General features: G+C 71.5%; 16 protein-coding genes. 4 read left to right on the plus strand and 12 right to left on the minus strand.

What is annotated here, in order from left to right:
• Nucleotides 1-2 precede the first annotated feature (2 nt).
• The gene (infC, locus tag BV453_RS03095; protein WP_102209100.1) at nt 3-617 is read right to left on the minus strand and encodes a translation initiation factor IF-3; all 615 of its coding nucleotides are present in this window, start codon (nt 615-617) and stop codon (nt 3-5) included.
• Between the two features lie 257 nt (nt 618-874).
• Here infC and BV453_RS03100 point away from each other — a divergent pair, with 257 nt between their 5' ends.
• Nucleotides 875-1,273 (plus strand): DUF1844 domain-containing protein, encoded by a 399-nt coding sequence (locus BV453_RS03100; RefSeq protein ID WP_025105282.1) that lies wholly within the window; start codon nt 875-877, stop codon nt 1,271-1,273.
• Nucleotides 1,274-1,291: 18 nt separating this feature from the next.
• Here BV453_RS03100 and BV453_RS03105 read toward each other — a convergent pair whose 3' ends face one another.
• The 6 genes from BV453_RS03105 to BV453_RS03130 all read right to left on the minus strand — a co-directional run bounded on the left by BV453_RS03105 (nt 1,292) and on the right by BV453_RS03130 (nt 5,700).
• Nucleotides 1,292-2,089 carry an SseB family protein gene (locus tag BV453_RS03105; protein ID WP_249520859.1) on the minus strand — a complete coding sequence of 266 codons (798 nt, stop codon included), beginning with the start codon at nt 2,087-2,089 and terminating at the stop codon, nt 1,292-1,294.
• The gene (gene priA, locus BV453_RS03110; RefSeq protein ID WP_025105284.1) at nt 2,073-2,819 is read right to left on the minus strand and encodes a bifunctional 1-(5-phosphoribosyl)-5-((5-phosphoribosylamino)methylideneamino)imidazole-4-carboxamide isomerase/phosphoribosylanthranilate isomerase PriA; all 747 of its coding nucleotides are present in this window, start codon (nt 2,817-2,819) and stop codon (nt 2,073-2,075) included. Before priA ends, BV453_RS03105 begins: the two co-directional genes overlap by 17 nt.
• Nucleotides 2,820-2,931: 112 nt before the next feature.
• Nucleotides 2,932-3,567: an imidazole glycerol phosphate synthase subunit HisH gene (gene hisH / locus BV453_RS03115; protein ID WP_085603532.1), complete on the minus strand. Its 636-nt coding sequence runs from the start codon at nt 3,565-3,567 to the stop codon at nt 2,932-2,934.
• Nucleotides 3,564-4,181, minus strand: a complete 618-nt coding sequence (gene hisB, locus BV453_RS03120) for an imidazoleglycerol-phosphate dehydratase HisB (protein ID WP_025105286.1) — start codon at nt 4,179-4,181, stop codon at nt 3,564-3,566. The genes hisH and hisB overlap by 4 nt, the downstream gene beginning before the upstream one ends.
• Nucleotides 4,178-5,272, minus strand: coding sequence for a histidinol-phosphate transaminase (locus BV453_RS03125; protein ID WP_172400031.1), 1,095 nt, complete (start codon nt 5,270-5,272; stop codon nt 4,178-4,180). Before BV453_RS03125 ends, hisB begins: the two co-directional genes overlap by 4 nt.
• A gap of 59 nt (nt 5,273-5,331) precedes the next feature.
• Nucleotides 5,332-5,700 carry a LysM peptidoglycan-binding domain-containing protein gene (locus tag BV453_RS03130; RefSeq protein WP_249520860.1) on the minus strand — a complete coding sequence of 123 codons (369 nt, stop codon included), beginning with the start codon at nt 5,698-5,700 and terminating at the stop codon, nt 5,332-5,334.
• Between the two features lie 283 nt (nt 5,701-5,983).
• Here BV453_RS03130 and lexA point away from each other — a divergent pair, with 283 nt between their 5' ends.
• Nucleotides 5,984-6,670: a transcriptional repressor LexA gene (lexA, locus tag BV453_RS03135; RefSeq protein WP_025105289.1), complete on the plus strand. Its 687-nt coding sequence runs from the start codon at nt 5,984-5,986 to the stop codon at nt 6,668-6,670.
• An 82-nt stretch (nt 6,671-6,752) separates the two neighbouring features.
• Here the strand turns inward: lexA and metE are convergent, their stop codons facing one another.
• Entirely contained in the window at nt 6,753-9,062 is a 2,310-nt protein-coding gene (gene metE / locus BV453_RS03140) for a 5-methyltetrahydropteroyltriglutamate--homocysteine S-methyltransferase (protein ID WP_249520861.1), read from the minus strand.
• A 21-nt stretch (nt 9,063-9,083) separates the two neighbouring features.
• The gene (locus BV453_RS03145; protein WP_249520862.1) at nt 9,084-10,040 is read right to left on the minus strand and encodes a methylenetetrahydrofolate reductase; all 957 of its coding nucleotides are present in this window, start codon (nt 10,038-10,040) and stop codon (nt 9,084-9,086) included.
• Nucleotides 10,041-10,224: 184 nt separating this feature from the next.
• Here BV453_RS03145 and BV453_RS03150 point away from each other — a divergent pair, with 184 nt between their 5' ends.
• Nucleotides 10,225-12,087, plus strand: coding sequence for a prolyl oligopeptidase family serine peptidase (locus tag BV453_RS03150; protein ID WP_249520863.1), 1,863 nt, complete (start codon nt 10,225-10,227; stop codon nt 12,085-12,087).
• Nucleotides 12,088-12,097: 10 nt separating this feature from the next.
• Here BV453_RS03150 and smpB read toward each other — a convergent pair whose 3' ends face one another.
• From smpB to ftsE, 3 genes are all read right to left on the minus strand, one after another.
• Nucleotides 12,098-12,574, minus strand: a complete 477-nt coding sequence (gene smpB, locus BV453_RS03155) for an SsrA-binding protein SmpB (protein WP_050722832.1) — start codon at nt 12,572-12,574, stop codon at nt 12,098-12,100.
• A 68-nt stretch (nt 12,575-12,642) separates the two neighbouring features.
• Complete coding sequence (ftsX, locus tag BV453_RS03160) at nt 12,643-13,557, minus strand: permease-like cell division protein FtsX (RefSeq protein ID WP_025105294.1); 915 nt, start codon at nt 13,555-13,557, stop codon at nt 12,643-12,645.
• The gene (gene ftsE / locus BV453_RS03165) at nt 13,554-14,660 is read right to left on the minus strand and encodes a cell division ATP-binding protein FtsE (RefSeq protein WP_025105295.1); all 1,107 of its coding nucleotides are present in this window, start codon (nt 14,658-14,660) and stop codon (nt 13,554-13,556) included. Before ftsE ends, ftsX begins: the two co-directional genes overlap by 4 nt.
• Before the next feature lie 173 nt (nt 14,661-14,833).
• Here ftsE and BV453_RS16545 point away from each other — a divergent pair, with 173 nt between their 5' ends.
• Entirely contained in the window at nt 14,834-16,171 is a 1,338-nt protein-coding gene (locus tag BV453_RS16545; protein ID WP_283398793.1) for a DUF2510 domain-containing protein, read from the plus strand.
• Nucleotides 16,172-16,219 lie beyond the last annotated feature (48 nt).

A 16,219-nucleotide genomic window follows, 5' to 3' on the forward strand; every position in this document is an offset into this window, starting at 1 on the left:
ACCTACTCCGCCTTGGCGTCCGCGGAGGCGTCCGCGTCGTTCTTCGCGTCGCGCGCGGCCTGCTTGTTCGCGGCGCGCACGGCGTTCTGCTCCTGCTTCGCCTCGGACTTGCTCTTGTGCGGCGCGACGACCATCACCATGTTGCGGCCGTCGATGGTCGGGTTCGACTCGACCGTGCCGAACTCGGCGACGTCCTCGGCGAACTTGCGCAGCAGACGGACACCCTGCTCCGGGCGCGACTGCTCGCGACCGCGGAAGAGGATCATGGCCTTGACCTTGTCGCCGGCCTTGAGGAAGCCCTCGGCGCGCTTGAGCTTCGTCGTGTAGTCGTGCGCCTCGATCTTCAGACGGAAGCGGACTTCCTTGAGGATCGTGTTCGCCTGGTTGCGACGCGCTTCCTTTTCCTTCTGCGCGGCCTCGTACTTGAACTTGCCGTAGTCCATGATCTTGACGACGGGCGGCTTCGAGTTCGGGGCGACCTCGACGAGGTCGAGATCGGCTTCCTGTGCGAGACGCAGCGCTGCCTCGATGCGGACAACGCCGATCTGCTCACCCGCGGGGCCGACGAGGCGGACCTCGGGGACGCGAATGCGCTCATTGGTACGGGGATCGCTGATGCGGAGCTCCTTAGACGATGTGATTCGGCCACCGCGATGCTGTCTGCATCCCGGGCGAAATCGGAGTCGTCCCCCACCCGCCGGCTCTCAGACGCCGGCTCCGCACCCTGTCTACCGGTCCTCTCGTGACGAGCGGAGCCGGCGGAGTGCAAGACCCGGTAGCCTGGAACGGCAAGCGCGGGTGGGAAGTGAATCCTCTTTCGTTCCGGAGCACGACGCTCCGGAGCCCGCCAAAGTCTAACAGAAAGCAAGGCGAAGTGACGAACCAGGCATCGGACGAGGCGGCCCGCGAGCGCGAGGAGCGATGGGCTCGGCAGGAAGAGGCAGCCTCCTCGGCCGTCCGTGACATCGCCGACGTCCCGGCCGTCGAGGTGATCACCACCGCCGCCGTGCACCTCATGAGCGCGGCGGCCGTGAAGCTCGGCCTCGCGGACGACCCGGACGCCGCGGCCCAGCTCGACCTGGACGAGGCGCGCAAGCTCATCAATGCCCTCGCGGGGCTCATCACCGCCGGCGCCCCGGAGATCAGCGATATGCACGCCCGGTCGCTGCGGGACGGCCTCCGGTCGCTGCAGCTCGCCTTCCGCGAGGCCTCGACGATCCCCGACCCGATCGGCAAGGGGCCGGGCGAGAAGTGGACCGGTCCCGTCACCTGATCCGGCCGACGCTCCGCCTCAGATGCTGCGGCGGAGCTTGACCGTCAGCGAGTCGGCGAGGACGGCGATCCGGTCGTCCGCCGCCCAGCGCTGAGCGAGCCGCGCGAGCACGGCATCCAGGACCTCTCGCTCCAGGCCGTCGACGAGCTCCAGGACCACGATGAGCTCCGGTCCGCGGAGGCGCGCGTCCGGGTCACCCGGCGCCACGGAGACGTCGATCACGGCGAGCTCGTGGGCGATGCTCTCCCGGAGGGCGGTGACGACCTCGGGAGAGAGGAAGCTCGGCTCCCAGGCGTGCCCCTGCGCCACGGCCCAGACGGCGGGGCGGCGGATCAGGAACTCGGTGTCGGACGTGGGGTCCAGCACGATGAGATCGGTGTCCTCCGACGACGCGGCCAGGGCCGCGCGAACGGCCTCGACCGGGATGGGGCGGGCCGACGGGTCCCAGCGCTGCATCGTCTCGACCGACGAGAACACCGGCTGGACGCGGCGCCCGTCCGGCGCGGCCACGGTGACGATCGAGAGCTCCTGCGTCTTGTCCACCGCGAGACCGCTGGGCGCCACGCCCTCCTCGCCCTTCTCCGCGATCAGGGGCACGAGCACCCGGGCGGAGCGGAACGCGTCGACGACCTCGGCCTGACTCCCCTCGCCCGCACGGAAGCGATGCAGCGCGGCGAGCAGAGCGGGGTCCGCCGAGCCGTCGTCGGCCGCGTGCGGATTCGACTCGAAGCTGCGCCCCTCCCAGGGGACGCCGGCGGAATCGGCCCGGTTGTGCGACTCCGGACCGCCGGCGTGCGGATCAGTCTCCGGCGACATCCAGGGCCTCCGCGAGCGTGAAGGCGCCCGCGTACAGAGCCTTCCCGACGATGGCGCCCTCGACGCCCAGGGGCACGAGGTCGCGCAGCGCGGCGATGTCGTCGAGGTTCGAGATGCCGCCGGACGCGACGACCGGCTTCGGCGTGCGCGAGGTCACCTCGCGCAGGAGTTCCAGGTTCGGGCCGCGCAGCGTGCCGTCCTTGGTCACGTCGGTGACGACGTAACGGCTGCAGCCGGCGTCCTCGAGGCGCTCGAGCACCTCCCACAGGTCGCCGCCCTCCTTCGTCCAGCCGCGCGCCGCGAGGGTCGTGCCGCGGACGTCGAGGCCGACGGCGATCGCCTCGCCGAAGCGGCTGATCACGTCGGCCGCCCACTCGGGGTTCTCCAGAGCGGCCGTGCCGAGGTTGATGCGGGCGGCGCCGCTCTCCAGAGCGGCCTCCAGGCTCGCGTCGTCCCGGATGCCGCCGGAGAGCTCGACGTTGACGTTCTTGAACTGCTTGATGACCTTGCGCAGGATCGGCGCGTTGCTGCCGCGTCCGAACGCCGCGTCGAGGTCGACGAGGTGGATCCAGGAGGCCCCCTGCGACACCCACTCCCCTGCCGCGTCGAGCGGGTCGCCGTAGCTCGTCTCGGTCCCGGCCTCCCCCTGCGTGAGACGGACCGCCTTGCCGCCGGCGACATCGACCGCGGGAAGGAGCGTGAGCGAGGGGGACTGCGCGAAGTCGTTCATGGGGTCCTTGGTTCGGGTGGGTCTGCGGCCCGAGCGGGCACGAGAGACGAGGGTAGTCCGCCGGGGGGCGCGGGACAAACCGCGTGACGCCGGGCGCCGACGCGGCTGGGGGTCAGAGGCTCTGCACCCAGTTCCGGAGCAGCTGGATGCCGGCGTCCCCGGACTTCTCCGGGTGGAACTGCGTCGCCGAGAGCGGGCCGTTCTCGACGGCCGCGAGGAAGGGGCCGCCGTAGGTCGCCCACGTGAGCACGGGCTGCGGGAACGGCGGGATCACGTCGAGCTCCCAGGACTGCGCGGCATAGGAGTGCACGAAGTAGAAGCGCTCCTGCTCGATGCCGCGGAACAGGACGGTGTCCTCCCCCGGCTCCACCGTGTTCCAGCCCATGTGCGGCAGGACCGGGGCGTCGAGCTCCGTCACAGCACCCGGCCACTCGCCGAGGCCCGCGGTGTCGTGCCCCCGCTCGACGCCGTGCTCGAACAGCACCTGCATGCCGACGCAGATGCCGAGTACCGGTCGGCCCCCCGCGAGACGACGGCCGATGATCTCGTCGCCGCCGTGGGCGTGCAGGGCGTCCCGCACAGCCTGGAAGGCGCCGACACCGGGCACGACGAACCCGTCGGCCTCCAGCGCCTCGGTGCGGTCGCGGGTCAGCACGGCATCGGCTCCCGCGGCGACGAGCGCCTTCACAGCGGAGTGGACGTTCCCGGACTCGTAGTCGAAGACGGCGACCCGCGGCGCGGCGCTCACAGCGCCCCCTTGGTCGACGGGATGCCGTCGACGAGAGGATCCAGGGCCTTCGCCTGGCGGAACGCTCGCGCGAACGCCTTGAACTCGGCCTCGGCGATGTGGTGCGGGTCGCGCCCGCTCAGCACCCGCACGTGCACGGTCAGCGCGGCGTTGAAGGTGATGGCCTCGAAGACGTGCCGCACGAGGGATCCCGTGAAGTGCCCGCCGATCAGGTGGTGCTCGAAGCCCGCGGGCTCCCCCTCGTGCACGAGGTAGGGGCGGCCGGAGATGTCGACGACCGCCTGCGCGAGCGCCTCGTCCAGGGGGACGAGGGCGTCGCCGTACCGGGAGATGCCGGACTTGTCTCCGAGGGCGGCCAGGATCGCCTGGCCGAGCACGATCGAGACGTCCTCCACGGTGTGGTGCGCGTCGATGTGGGTGTCCCCGGAGGCCCGCACGGTGAGATCCGTCAGCGAGTGCTTGGCGAACGCCGTGAGCATGTGGTCGAAGAACGGCACCGAGGTGTCGATGCGGCTCGCACCGGTGCCGTCGAGGTTCAGCTCGACCTCGACGGTGGACTCCGACGTGCTGCGCACGCGGCTCGCGGTGCGTGCGGTGGGCGCGGGGATGGTCATGATGCCGATCCTATCGAGGCCAGGGCGTCCAGGAACGCCGTCGTCTCCGCCTCCGTGCCGGCGCTCACCCGCAGGTGGCCGGGGATGCCGACGTCGCGGACGAGCACACCGCGGTCGTACAGCTGCTGCCACGTCGCCTGCGGATCCGCGACGCCGCCGAACAGCACGAAGTTGGACCACGAGAGGTGCGGGGTGTACCCGAGGGCTTCGAGCGTCGCCGTGATGCGGTCCCGCTGCTCCACGATCTCCTGCACCATGCCGAGCATGACGTCGGCGTTGCGGAGGGCGGCGACCGCGGCGGCCTGCGTCAGAGCGCTGAGGTGGTACGGCAGTCGCACGAGCCGGAGCGCGTCGATGAACGCCGGGTCGGCCGCGAGGTAGCCGACGCGGGCGCCGGCGAAGGCGAAGGCCTTGCTCATCGTTCGGGAGACGGCGAGGCGCGGCCGTCCTTCCAGGAGGGTGAGGGCCGACGCCGCATCCCGTGGCGCGAACTCCTGGTAGGCCTCGTCGACGATCACGACGCCGCGGGCCGCCTCGTAGACGGCCTCCACGACGTCGAGCCCCAGCGGGGTGCCGGTCGGGTTGTTCGGCGAGCAGAGGATCACGATGTCGGGGTCGGCCGCGCGCACCTGCTGCGCCGCCTCCTCCGGGGTGACCGTGTAGTCGGGCTGACGGGTGCCCGCGATCCAGGACGCGCCCGTCCCCTTCGCGATGAGCGGGTACATGGAGTACGTGGGCGCGAATCCGAAGGCCGTGCGTCCCGGCCCGCCGAACGCCTGGAAGATGTGCTGCAGCACCTCGTTGGACCCGTTGCCCGCCCAGATCTGCTCCGGCGTGAGGCCGTGACCCAGGTAGTCGGCGAACGCCTCCCGCAGCGTCGTGAACTCGCGGTCCGGGTACCGGTTCACGTCTCGGATCGCCACGGCGATGTCATCGAGGATGTCGCTCGCGACCTCGTCGGGAACCGGATGCGTGTTCTCGTTGACGTTCAGCGCCACCGGCAGCGGGGCCTGCGGCGCTCCGTACGGGGTGAGTCCGCGCAGATCGTCGCGGAGCGGGAGATCGTTGAGGGAGAAGGTCACCCTTCCCATCTTAAGAGGAGCAGGGAGAGCCGAGCTCATCGTGACGATTCGGCCGGGAGGACTCGGCGTCAGTCGGTGTACCGCGCCGGCAGTGCGAGCTCCTGGCCGACCTGGAGCTCCCCGCCGCGCAGCAGGTTCATGCGGGTGATCTCACCGATGACATCCCGCGGGTCGGCCTCGGGAGCGATGCTGCTCGCGATCGACCAGAGGGTGTCGCCGGGCATGACCGTGACGGTCTCGACGGAGACGGCCGGCGCATCCGCGCCGGAGGCGGTCGCGCTGCCTCCGCTGAGGGCGGCGACGGCGATGCCCGCCGCGAGCGGGACCGACGCGAGCGCGAGCAGAGTGCGACGGCCGCGTGCCGTGATCCGCAGCCGGGTGGCCGGACGGGCCGATGCCGGGAGGGCGGTCGCGGTGCTGAGGCTGATGCTGCTCATGTCTGCTCCTTACTGTCCCGGCGCCGGAGCCCGGGGAGGTTGGCGTAGCTTTCGCATCCGCGCCTCGGCCGGGAGCCGTGGATGCGAAGCTACGTTCCGAAGATATCTTCGAGTTCGAACATCTGTCAAGCTGTCTTCGAAACCACGCTCCGCGAATCAGCCGACACGCTCGAACAGATCTTCCAGATCGGCGCTTTTCTCGGATACGGTTTCGATAAGGACACCCCACCACGGGCCACCGACATTCGAAGCGGCACGTCGGATCACGCAGTGAAGGAGCACCATGAGCGACACCTCAGCCCTCGAGTCCGAGGCGCCGCGCACCCGCCGTCGCAAGAGCCTCAGCCCGAAGCAGATGGCGATCCTCGAGGTCATCCAGGCCTCGATCGCGCAGAACGGCTATCCGCCGAGCATGCGCGAGATCGGCGACGCCGTCGGGCTCAAGTCGCTGTCCAGCGTCACCCACCAGCTCGGTCAGCTCGAGCTCAGCGGCTACCTGCGTCGCGACCCGGGCAAGACACGTGCCATGGAGGTCCTCATCGACCTTCCCGGCACGGGCGCGGAGAACCCGGCGGACGTGGCGACCCCCGTGGGCGATGCCGCCCTGGTCCCGCTGGTGGGGCGTATCGCGGCGGGCGTGCCGATCACGGCGGACCAGCAGGTCGAGGAGATCTTCCCGCTCCCCCGGCAGCTCGTCGGCAAGGGCGACCTGTTCATGCTCAAGGTCTCCGGGGAGTCGATGATCGACGCCGCCATCTGCGACGGCGACTGGGTCGTCGTGCGCTCGCAGAACACGGCGGAGAACGGCGAGATCGTGGCTGCCATGCTCGACGGCGAGGCCACCGTCAAGGTGCTCCGTCGTCGCGACGGCCACACGTGGCTGCTTCCCCGCAACTCTGCCTTCGAGCCGATCCTGGGCGACGAGGCGGTCGTGCTCGGCAAGGTCGTCGCGGTCATGCGCGCCGTCTGAGTCCCCGCATCGTCGGTGAGACGAGAACGAAGGCCCTCCCGGGCGCACCGGGAGGGCCTTCGTGTGTCCGGGGACGACCGCGTCAGGCGGTGACCACCACGTCCTCGCGCACGCGCCGCGTGGCCTCGACGATGTTCCGCAGCGACGCCGTGGTCTCGGCGTATCCGCGGGTCTTCAGACCGCAGTCCGGGTTCACCCAGAGCTGACGGAGGGGGATCTCCTCCACCGCACGCCGCAGCAGGGACTCGACCTCCTCCACGGTGGGCACGCGCGGCGAGTGGATGTCGTACACGCCGGGGCCGATGCCGTGGTCGAAGCCCACCTCGGCGATGTCCGCGACGACCTCCATGCGGCTCCGGGCCGCCTCGATGGACGTGACGTCCGCGTCGAGCGCACGGATCGCGTCGATCACGACGCCGAACTCCGAGTAACAGAGGTGGGTGTGCACCTGGGTCGCCGCCGCAGCGCCGCCCGTGGCCAGACGGAACGAGGCGACGGACCAGTCGAGGTACGCCGGCTGGTCGGCCTGCTTCAGCGGGAGCAGCTCCCGGAGCGCCGGCTCGTCGACCTGGATCACCTGGATGCCCGCGGCCTCCAGATCGGCGATCTCGTCGCGGAGCGCGAGCGCCACCTGGTTCGCCGTCTCCCCCAGCGGCTGGTCGTCGCGGACGAAGGACCACGCGAGGATCGTGACGGGGCCCGTGAGCATCCCCTTCATGTGCTTCGCCGTGAGCGACTGCGCGTACGCCGACCAGCCGACCGTGATGGGCGCAGGACGCGAGACGTCTCCCCAGAGGATCGATGGGCGCGTGGCTCGCGAGCCGTACGACTGCACCCATCCGTGCTGCGTGACCGCGAAGCCGTCGAGGTTCTCCGCGAAATACTGCACCATGTCGTTGCGCTCCGGCTCACCGTGCACGAGGACGTCGAGACCGAGGTCCTCCTGCAGGGAGACGACTGCGGCGACCTCACGGCGCAGGAACTCCTCGTAGTCGTCCTCGGGGATCTCGCCGCGGAGGAACTGGGCCCGGGCGCGGCGGATGTCGCCGGTCTGCGGGAAGGAGCCGATCGTCGTCAGGGGCAGCGCCGGCAGGCCGAGGGCGTTCTGCGCCTCCTCCCGCTCCTGGTACGGGGCACGGGCGAAGTCGGCGTCGCTCAGCGCACGGGAACGCACCGCACCGTCGCGCACACCGGGAGCGGTCAGGCGGTCCTGCAGCGCAGCGGTCGCGGCGTCCAGCTCGGCCCCGATCGCCGTGCGGCCTTCGGACAGGCCGCGGGCGAGGGTCACGACCTGCTGCACCTTCTGATCCGCGAACGCGAGCCAGGAGACGAGGCGCTCGTCGAGCGCCGTCTCGTCCTCCACGTCGTGCGGCACGTGCAGCAGCGAGGTCGAGGTCGATGCCGCCACCGGGGCCCCGAGCGCACGGAGCGCCTCCAGAGAGTCGAACGCCGCGGAGAGGTCGCCACGCCAGATGTTGTGACCGTCGATCACACCGCCGACGAGGGTCTTGCCCTCGAGACCCGGCACCGCGTCGGGCACGGTGCCGCGCACGAGATCCACGGCGATGGCCTCGACGGGGGCGGCGGCCACGGTCGCGAACGTCGCGCCGAGGCTCGCGTACGGGGCCGCGACGAGGATCGAGGGCCGCTCTTCGGCGTTCCCGAGCACCGCGAGCGCGCGCTCCGCGGCGGACGCGAGCTGCGCGGTCGTCGCCGGCAGCGACTCGCTCACGAGGGCGGGCTCGTCGAGCTGCACCCACTCGGCGCCCGCGGCGCGCAGACGGGCGAGCAGATCGACGTAGACCGGCAGGACGTCCTCCAGCCGCGAGAGCGGCTCGAAGCCCTCCGGCGCGTCGTCCGACGCCTTCGCGAGCGCCAGCAGCGTGACCGGTCCGACGACCACGGGACGCGTGACGAAGCCGGCGGCGACGGCCTCGGCGACCTCGCGCACCAGGCGGTCGCTGGCGAGGGAGAACACCGTCTCCGGACCGATCTCCGGCACGAGGTAGTGGTAGTTCGAGTCGAACCACTTCGTCATCTCCAGCGGCGCCCGCTCGCCCTCGCCCCGGGCGACGGTGAACAGGGCGGAGAGGCCGATCGACCCGTCGGCCTCGCGGAGGTCGTCGAAGCGGGCAGGGATCGCGCCGACCGTGACGGCGGCGTCGAGGACCTGGTCGTAGAAGGAGAAGGACTCCGGGATGGACGAGTCCGTGCGGCCGAGGCCGAGCCCCGCCAGGCGCTCGCGGGTCGCCGCGCGCAGTTCCGCGGCCGTCCGCTCCAGCTCCTGCTCGTCGATGCGGCCGGCCCAGAACGCCTCGACGGCCTTCTTGAGCTCGCGGCGACGGCCGATGCGGGGGTAGCCGAGGATAGTGCCCTCGGGGAATGCGGTCATGGTGTTTCCTTTCGGCGGGGACTAGTGCCGGAGCGCCGGGACGATGCCGGCTTCGGCGAGGACGGTCAAGACGGTCTCGTGCTGGTTGAAGGCGTACAGATGCACGCCGGGGGCCCCGCCGGCGACGACGTCGGCGGCGAGGCGCGCGGCCCAGGAGATCCCGATCTCCCGGCGCCCTTCGGCGGTCGGCTCGACATCGAGGGCGATCGCGAGCTCGCTGGGCAGGTCCTCCCCGGTCAGCTCCAGCACCCGGGCGAGCCGGGCCGGCGATGTGATCGGCATGATGCCGGGGAGGATCGGGATGGTGACGCCTCCGGCGCGGGCGCGCTCCACGAAGGCGAGGTAGTCGTCGGGGTGGAAGAAGAGCTGCGTGATGGCGAAGGTCGCCCCCGCGGCCTGCTTGGCGAGCAGCGCCTCGACATCCTGCGTGCGGTGCGTGGCCCGGGGGTGCCCCTTCGGGAACGCGGCGACCGCGATGTCGACCTTCTGCCGCGGGGCCACGAGTGCGGCCCCGGGGAGACCGGGGACCGGAGACTCCTGGTACGGCGCGCGCTCGGCCTGGACGCGATCGATGAGCTGCACGAGCTGGGCGGCGCTCTCCAGGTCCCCCAGGAAGGGCTCGCTCTGTCCCGCGGGCGGGTCTCCGCGCAGGGCGAGGAAGCGGAGGATCCCGGCGTCGAGGAACTCCCGGATGAGCGCGGTGGCTCCGGCGTAGGTGTTGCCGACGCAGGTGAGATGAGCGAGGGGTTCGACGTCGGTGTGCTCCCGGATGAAGCGCAGCACATCGAGCGAGCGGCCGCCGGTCGAGCCGCCGGCACCGTAGGTCACCGACAGGAACTCCGGGCCGGCCGCGGCGAGACGACGGACGGTCTCGTGCAGGGCCTCCTGGCTCGACTCCGAGCGCGGCGGGTAGAGCTCGAAGGAGAACGGCACGCGGGAGGCGCGGGAGGCGCGGGAGGCGTCGAACGTGGAAGACATCTTCTCTCCAGGGGACAGGGGCCGGGGTCCGCGCACGACGAAGAGCACGTCGTTCGCGGGCGGGTGCCGGGCTCGGCTGTCGCTCCACGCCCGGGATGAACCGGGCGTTTCCAGAAACTTAGAACACGCCCTCGGCCCGCCGCACGAGTGTGACGTCGTGTGTCACCGCCCGTAGGCTCGAGGCATGTCCTCACCGTTCGGCTCCTGGTCCTCCCCCTTCACCGCGAAAGCCGTCGCAGGAGCGGCGCCGCGCATCGACGGGGCCCGCTTCGTGGGTGACGAGGTGTGGTGGGCCGAGTCCGTGCCCGCCGAGGGCGGACGCGTCACGGTGCGCAGCTCGACGGGCGCGGAGATCCTCCCGGCGCCCTGGAACGCCCGCTCCCGTGTGCACGAGTACGGGGGCGGCGCCTGGACCGTCGACGGCGACACCCTGTACTTCGTCTCCGGCACCGACCAGCGCGTGCACCGGATGGATCGGGGTGCCGAGCCGAGCCCCCTCACCGGCGCCGGCCCCGCGTACGGCGGGCTGCGCGTGCAGAGCGGCCGTCTGCTGGCCGTGCGGGAAGACCTCTCGACCGACCCGCACCGCCGCGCGATCGTGGAGATCCCCGTGGACGGTTCGGCCGCCGAGGACGCCTCCGCGATCCGGGTGATCGTCGAGGGTCCCGGCTTCTTCGCCCATCCCGCGCTCTCGCCCGACGGCAGCCGCGTCGCCTGGGTCGAATGGCAGGCGGACAGCATGCCCTGGGAGAGCGCCGCGCTCGCGATCGGATCGGCGGCCGGCGGGACGATCACCCGGGTCCCCACCTCCGCCGCCCTGCAGCCGGAATGGATCGGCGACGACGCGCTCGTGTTCGCCGACGACGGCTCGGGACGCTGGCAGCTCCATCACCTCGCGCTCGACGGCCTCCAGGCCGGTGCCTCCCGCCCGCTCACCTCATCCGACGCGGACACCGGCTACGGCCTGTGGGTGCTCGGCAACCGCTGGTTCCAGCCGCTGGCGGACGGCCGCCTCGTGGCCGTCCGCACCGACGGCCGCGACGAGGTGCAGCTCGTGTCCCCGGACGGCGAGACGCGCGCCATTGCGGTCCCGGGCGACGGGCATCTCAGCGTTGACGACGTCTCCGGCTCCCGCGTGCTGCTCAGCGGAGACGGCTCGCGCGTGACCTCCGGCATCTGGTGCGTCGACGTGGACAGCGGGGCCGTCGAGACCGTCACCGGCGGCGCTCCGGTCGACGAGGACTGGATGCCGGCGGCCCAGCAGCTCGTCGTGGAGGGGGCGCACGGCCCCGTGCACGCCTTCGCTTATCCGCCCGCCGCGCCCGGAGAGCCCCGCGGCGCCGACGGCGAGCTCCCGCCCTACATCGTGCTCGTGCACGGCGGGCCCACCGCCCATGTCACGGGAGCGGCCTCCGCCTCGATCGCCTTCTTCACGAGCCGGGGAATCGGGGTCCTCGACGTGAACTACGGCGGGTCCACCGGTTACGGTCGGGCGTACCGCGACCGCCTGCAGGGACAGTGGGGCGTCGTGGACGTGGACGACGTTATCGCGGCCGCTCGCGGGCTCGCCGACGCCGGTCTCGCCGATCCCGCGCGCATCGCCATCCGCGGCGGCTCGGCGGGCGGCTGGACGGTGCTCTCGGCGCTCGTGCGGGGTGGCACGTTCGCCGCGGGCATCAGCCGCTACGGCGTCGCGGATCTGCGGATGCTCGCCGCCGAGACCCACGACTTCGAGGCGTCGTACCTCGACGGCCTCGTCGGTCCGCTCCCCGCCGCCGAGGACGTGTACATCGAGCGCTCGCCTCTGACCCACGCCGACCGCATCGACGTGCCGGTGCTGCTGCTGCAGGGCGGGGAGGACCGTGTCGTGCCGCCGCCCCAGTCGGAGGCCATCCGCGACGCGCTGGCGGCGAACGGCATCGACCACGAGTACGTGCTGTACCCGGGCGAGGGTCACGGGTTCCGCAGCGCGGAGACCATCGTCGACGCGCTGGAACGCGAGCTCGCGTTCCTCGGCCGGGTGTTCGGCTTCACGCCGAGCCTCTGAGCGCGGGCGGCTACTCGCCCACCCGGTTGCGCAGCCGCATCGCCCGCTCGGCCTCACGGGTGTCCTGGCGTTCGCGGAGGGTCTGACGCTTGTCGTACTCGCGCTTGCCCTTCGCGAGAGCGATCTCGACCTTGGCGCGACCGTCCGAGAAATACAGCTTGAGCGGGATGAGCGTGTATCCGCCCGCGGAGACGGCGTGGGCGAGCTTCGCGATCTCCTCCCGGTGCAGGAGGAGCTTGCGGATGCGCTTGGCCGAGTGGTTCGTCCAGTGCCCCTGCGAGTACTCCGGGATGTGCACGGCGTCGAGGAAGACCTCGTTGCCCTTCACGAACGCGTACCCGTCGCTGAGGTTCGCGCGCCCCTGGCGGAGCGACTTCACCTCGGTGCCGGTGAGCACCATCCCCGCCTCGTACGACTTCTCGATGTTGTAGTCGTGACGCGCGCGACGATTGGTCGCGATGACCTTCTCCCCGCGTTCCCTGGGCATGATGATCTCCTGTGCTGTGGTGCCGTGGACGGCTCGGCAGCGGATCGGCCGAGCAGCCTTTCAGGGTATCAGGTGCGCAGCCACCGTCGGATCGCGAAGCCCGCCGACAGGGCCGCGAGGACCACGCCGATCCCGACGAGGACCGGGACGACGAGCGCCGCATCCTGCATGGTCACCCAGGTGGTGATGAAGGGCACGCGGCCGCGCAGGTAGCCGTTCACGCCGAAGTGCATGCCCGCGACGACGGCGGCACTGGCCAGGGCGGAGCCCAGCAGCGCGGCGAACACGCCCTCCAGCACGAACGGGGTCTGGATGAAACGGTTCGACGCGCCCACGAGGCGCATGATGCCGATCTCCTTGCGCCGCGCGTAGGCCGACAACCGGATCGTCGTGCCGATCAGCAGCGTCGCGGCGATGAGCATGAGCACGGCGATGCCGACGGCGATGTAGGTGGCCACCGTCAGCGCGGAGAACAGCGGTTCGAGGTATTGGAGCTGGTCCTGGACCTGCTCCACTCCGGCCTGGTCGCTGAACGCCTCGGCGAGCACCTGCGACTGGCCCGGGTCCTTCATGGTCACGAAGAAGACCTCGAACGCCTGGTCGGGCGAGAGCACGCTGGCCTGCTCCTCCCCCACCTGCTCGACGAGCTTGGCGTACGTCTCCTCCTTCGTGTCGAAGGTCATGGAGCTGATGAGCGGCGACAGCGCGTCGCCCTCGAGCTGGGCGCGCACGGCGGCCACCTGCTCCTCGCTCGCCGCGCCGTCCACGCAGGTGTCCGACTCCGACACCGCGGAGCACATGTAGACGGCCACCTGGGCGCGCTCGGACCAGTACCCGCGCATCACGCCGATCTGGGACTGCATGAGGATCGCGGCACCGACGAACGTCAGCGACACGAACGTGACGAGCACGACGGAGATCACCATCGAGATGTTGCGCCGCAGGCCGACGAGGGCCTCAGTCAGGATCAGGCCGATTCTCATGAGGTCGGGCCCACTTCCTCGTCGTCCTGGTCCGACAGGCCGAGGCGGTCCGCCACGCCGAGCTCGGCGACGTCCACCTCCGGGATCACGATCGGACGCGTCCCCGGCGCCCCGGGGGCGGGGCGCGCGGCGGCGGACGGCGGCGCGGCCGGGGGATGCACCACGTCCGGCGGTTCGACCACGCCCGGCTCCCGCGCGGGCTCCGGCGGCTCGACCACCTGCGGGGCCGGGTCGGCGGCGGGCTTGGTGACCGCGGGAGATGCGGCCGCAGCCCGGCGCTGGGCGTCCAGCTCCTCGGCCAGTGCGGCGCGCACCACGGAGAGGTCGGCGGTCTGGCGCTGCACCTCCTGCACGGCGGTGAGGGCGGCGGCGGCCGCGGCACCGCGGACCTCCTCCGGCACCAGGCGCGGGATGTTCGAGGTGTCGCCGTATCCGCCGTGCACCTCGTCGCGGACCATCTCGCCGTCGCGGAGCTCGATCACGCGGCGGCGCATCTGGTCGACGAAGCCGGCCTCGTGCGTGGCCATGAGCACCGTCGTGCCGCCCGCGTTGATCCGGGCGAGCAGCTGCATGATGTCGACGGAGGTCGCGGGGTCGAGGTTTCCGGTGGGCTCGTCGGCCAGCAGCACCTGCGGACGGTTGACGAGCGCCCTGGCGATCGCGACGCGCTGCTGCTCCCCGCCGGAGAGCTCGTGCGGCATGCGCTTCTCCTTGCCGTCGAGTCCGACGAGAGCGAGCGCCTCGGGAACGGCCTGCTGGATGAAGCCGCGGGACGAGCCGGTGACCTGCAGCGTGAAGGCGACGTTCTGATAGACCGTCTTGGACGGCAGCAGCCGGAAGTCCTGGAACACCGAGCCGATGTGCCGACGGAAGTACGGCACCTTCCGGTTCGCGAGCGCCCGCAGGTCGCGGCCGAGGACGGCCACCCGACCGCTCGTCGGCACGTCCTCGCGGAGGATGAGGCGCAGACAGGAGGACTTGCCGGACCCGGAGGCACCGACGAGGAAGACGAACTCCCCGCGCTGCACCTCGAAGTCGACACCGGACAGGGCGGGCTTCGACGTCCCGCGGTAGCGTTTCGTGACGTTCTCGAACCGAATCATGGCGAATCGAGCCTAAGCGCGCCACCGCCTCCGGCTCGGCACGACACCCCGCCGCGCAGCACGCCGCCCTGCGATTCCTCCGCCCCCCGGCCCCACCGGCGTCGTCGCCCGCTGCTATACATGGAGTGTCGATTCGCGTGCCCCACGCGAGCGCACACACGGAGGGGATCCCCATGACGACACCTGCTGGTTGGTACGACGACGGCTCCGGGCGCCTGCGCTGGTGGGACGGCCAGCAGTGGACCGAGCACTTCGCGCCGGAGACGACGGCGACAGGCGACACCACCGCGACGGCGACCGAGGACACCACCGCGACGGCGACCGAAGACGCGGGCGCGGAGGGCACCCCGGCGGAGAGCCCCGCCGCGGCGACCGACGATAGCGCTCCCCTCGGACAGGAGCCGACGGCGTCGGCGGAGACCGTCGCTCCGGAACCCGTCGCCGCCGAGCGCGAGATCGCTCCGGACGAGCCCGCGACCGAGTTCATCGTCGCGCCTGAGCCGGCACAGGACTGGAGCGCACCGACCAGCGGCGCGCACGACCTCCCCGGCGCGGCGCCGATCGTCCCGCCGGCCGGTGCCGGTCAGAACGCGTACCAGGGCCAGGGCGGCTACCCGGCACCGGGCGCGTACCCGGGCGCGCAGAGCGCCGGCGGATACCCGGGCCAGGCACCGGGCACTCAGGGAACGTATCCGGGGCAGGGAACGTATCCGGGGCAGGGGGCGTATCCCGGCCAGGGCGCGTACCCCGGTCAGGCGCCGGCTCCCGCGGCGGCGAAGAAGGTCTCGGTGCTCGGACTCGTCGGCCTCGGGCTCGCCGCGCTCGGCCTCCTCCTCGCGTTCATCCCCGTGACGCTGCCGTTCGCCTGGTTCCTCCTGGCGGCCGGGTTCATCGTCTCGCTCATCTCCCTGTTCCTGAAGGGCACCAAGTGGCCGGGGATCACCGGGCTCGGGGTGTCGGTGCTCGGTGGCATCGTCGCGATCGTCGTGAGCATCTTCTTCGTGCTGGCTGTCGCGAACACCGTGCGTCCGGTCACGCTTCCCGACTACGACGAGGGCACGACTCAGAGCCCGGCGCCGGAGACCGACGACACCGGCGACGCGGGTACGGGTGAGGTCGCCGAGGGCACGCTGGGAGAGCCGGTCACCGTGCCGCAGCTCGAGGGCACGGCCGAGGTCACCATCCGTTCCGCCACGTTCGGCCCGACCAACGGCACGGATTTCGAGCCCGCGAACGGCGGATATCTGGTGATCGACGTGGCCTGGGAGACGCTCGACGGGACGACCTACGTCAACCCGCTCTACTTCTCCGTCGAGACCGCAGACGGCACCGAGGGCGACTACGACATCTTCGGCGAGGCGACGCTGGAGTCCAGCGAGCAGGACGCCGGGTCCACGGCGGAGGGCACCGTCTCGTTCGACGTCGCCGAGAGCCCGTCGTACGTGGTCGTCATCACGGACGAGATGCTGCAGGAGGTCGCGCGCGTGACCGTCGAGGCGTCGGCTCGCTGACCCGTCCGCACCGCACGACGAAGGCCCCGGGAGCTCCCGGGGCCTTCG

Source organism: Microbacterium sp. ER1 (genome assembly GCF_023383675.1).
In the GTDB taxonomy this organism is placed as follows: domain Bacteria; phylum Actinomycetota; class Actinomycetes; order Actinomycetales; family Microbacteriaceae; genus Microbacterium.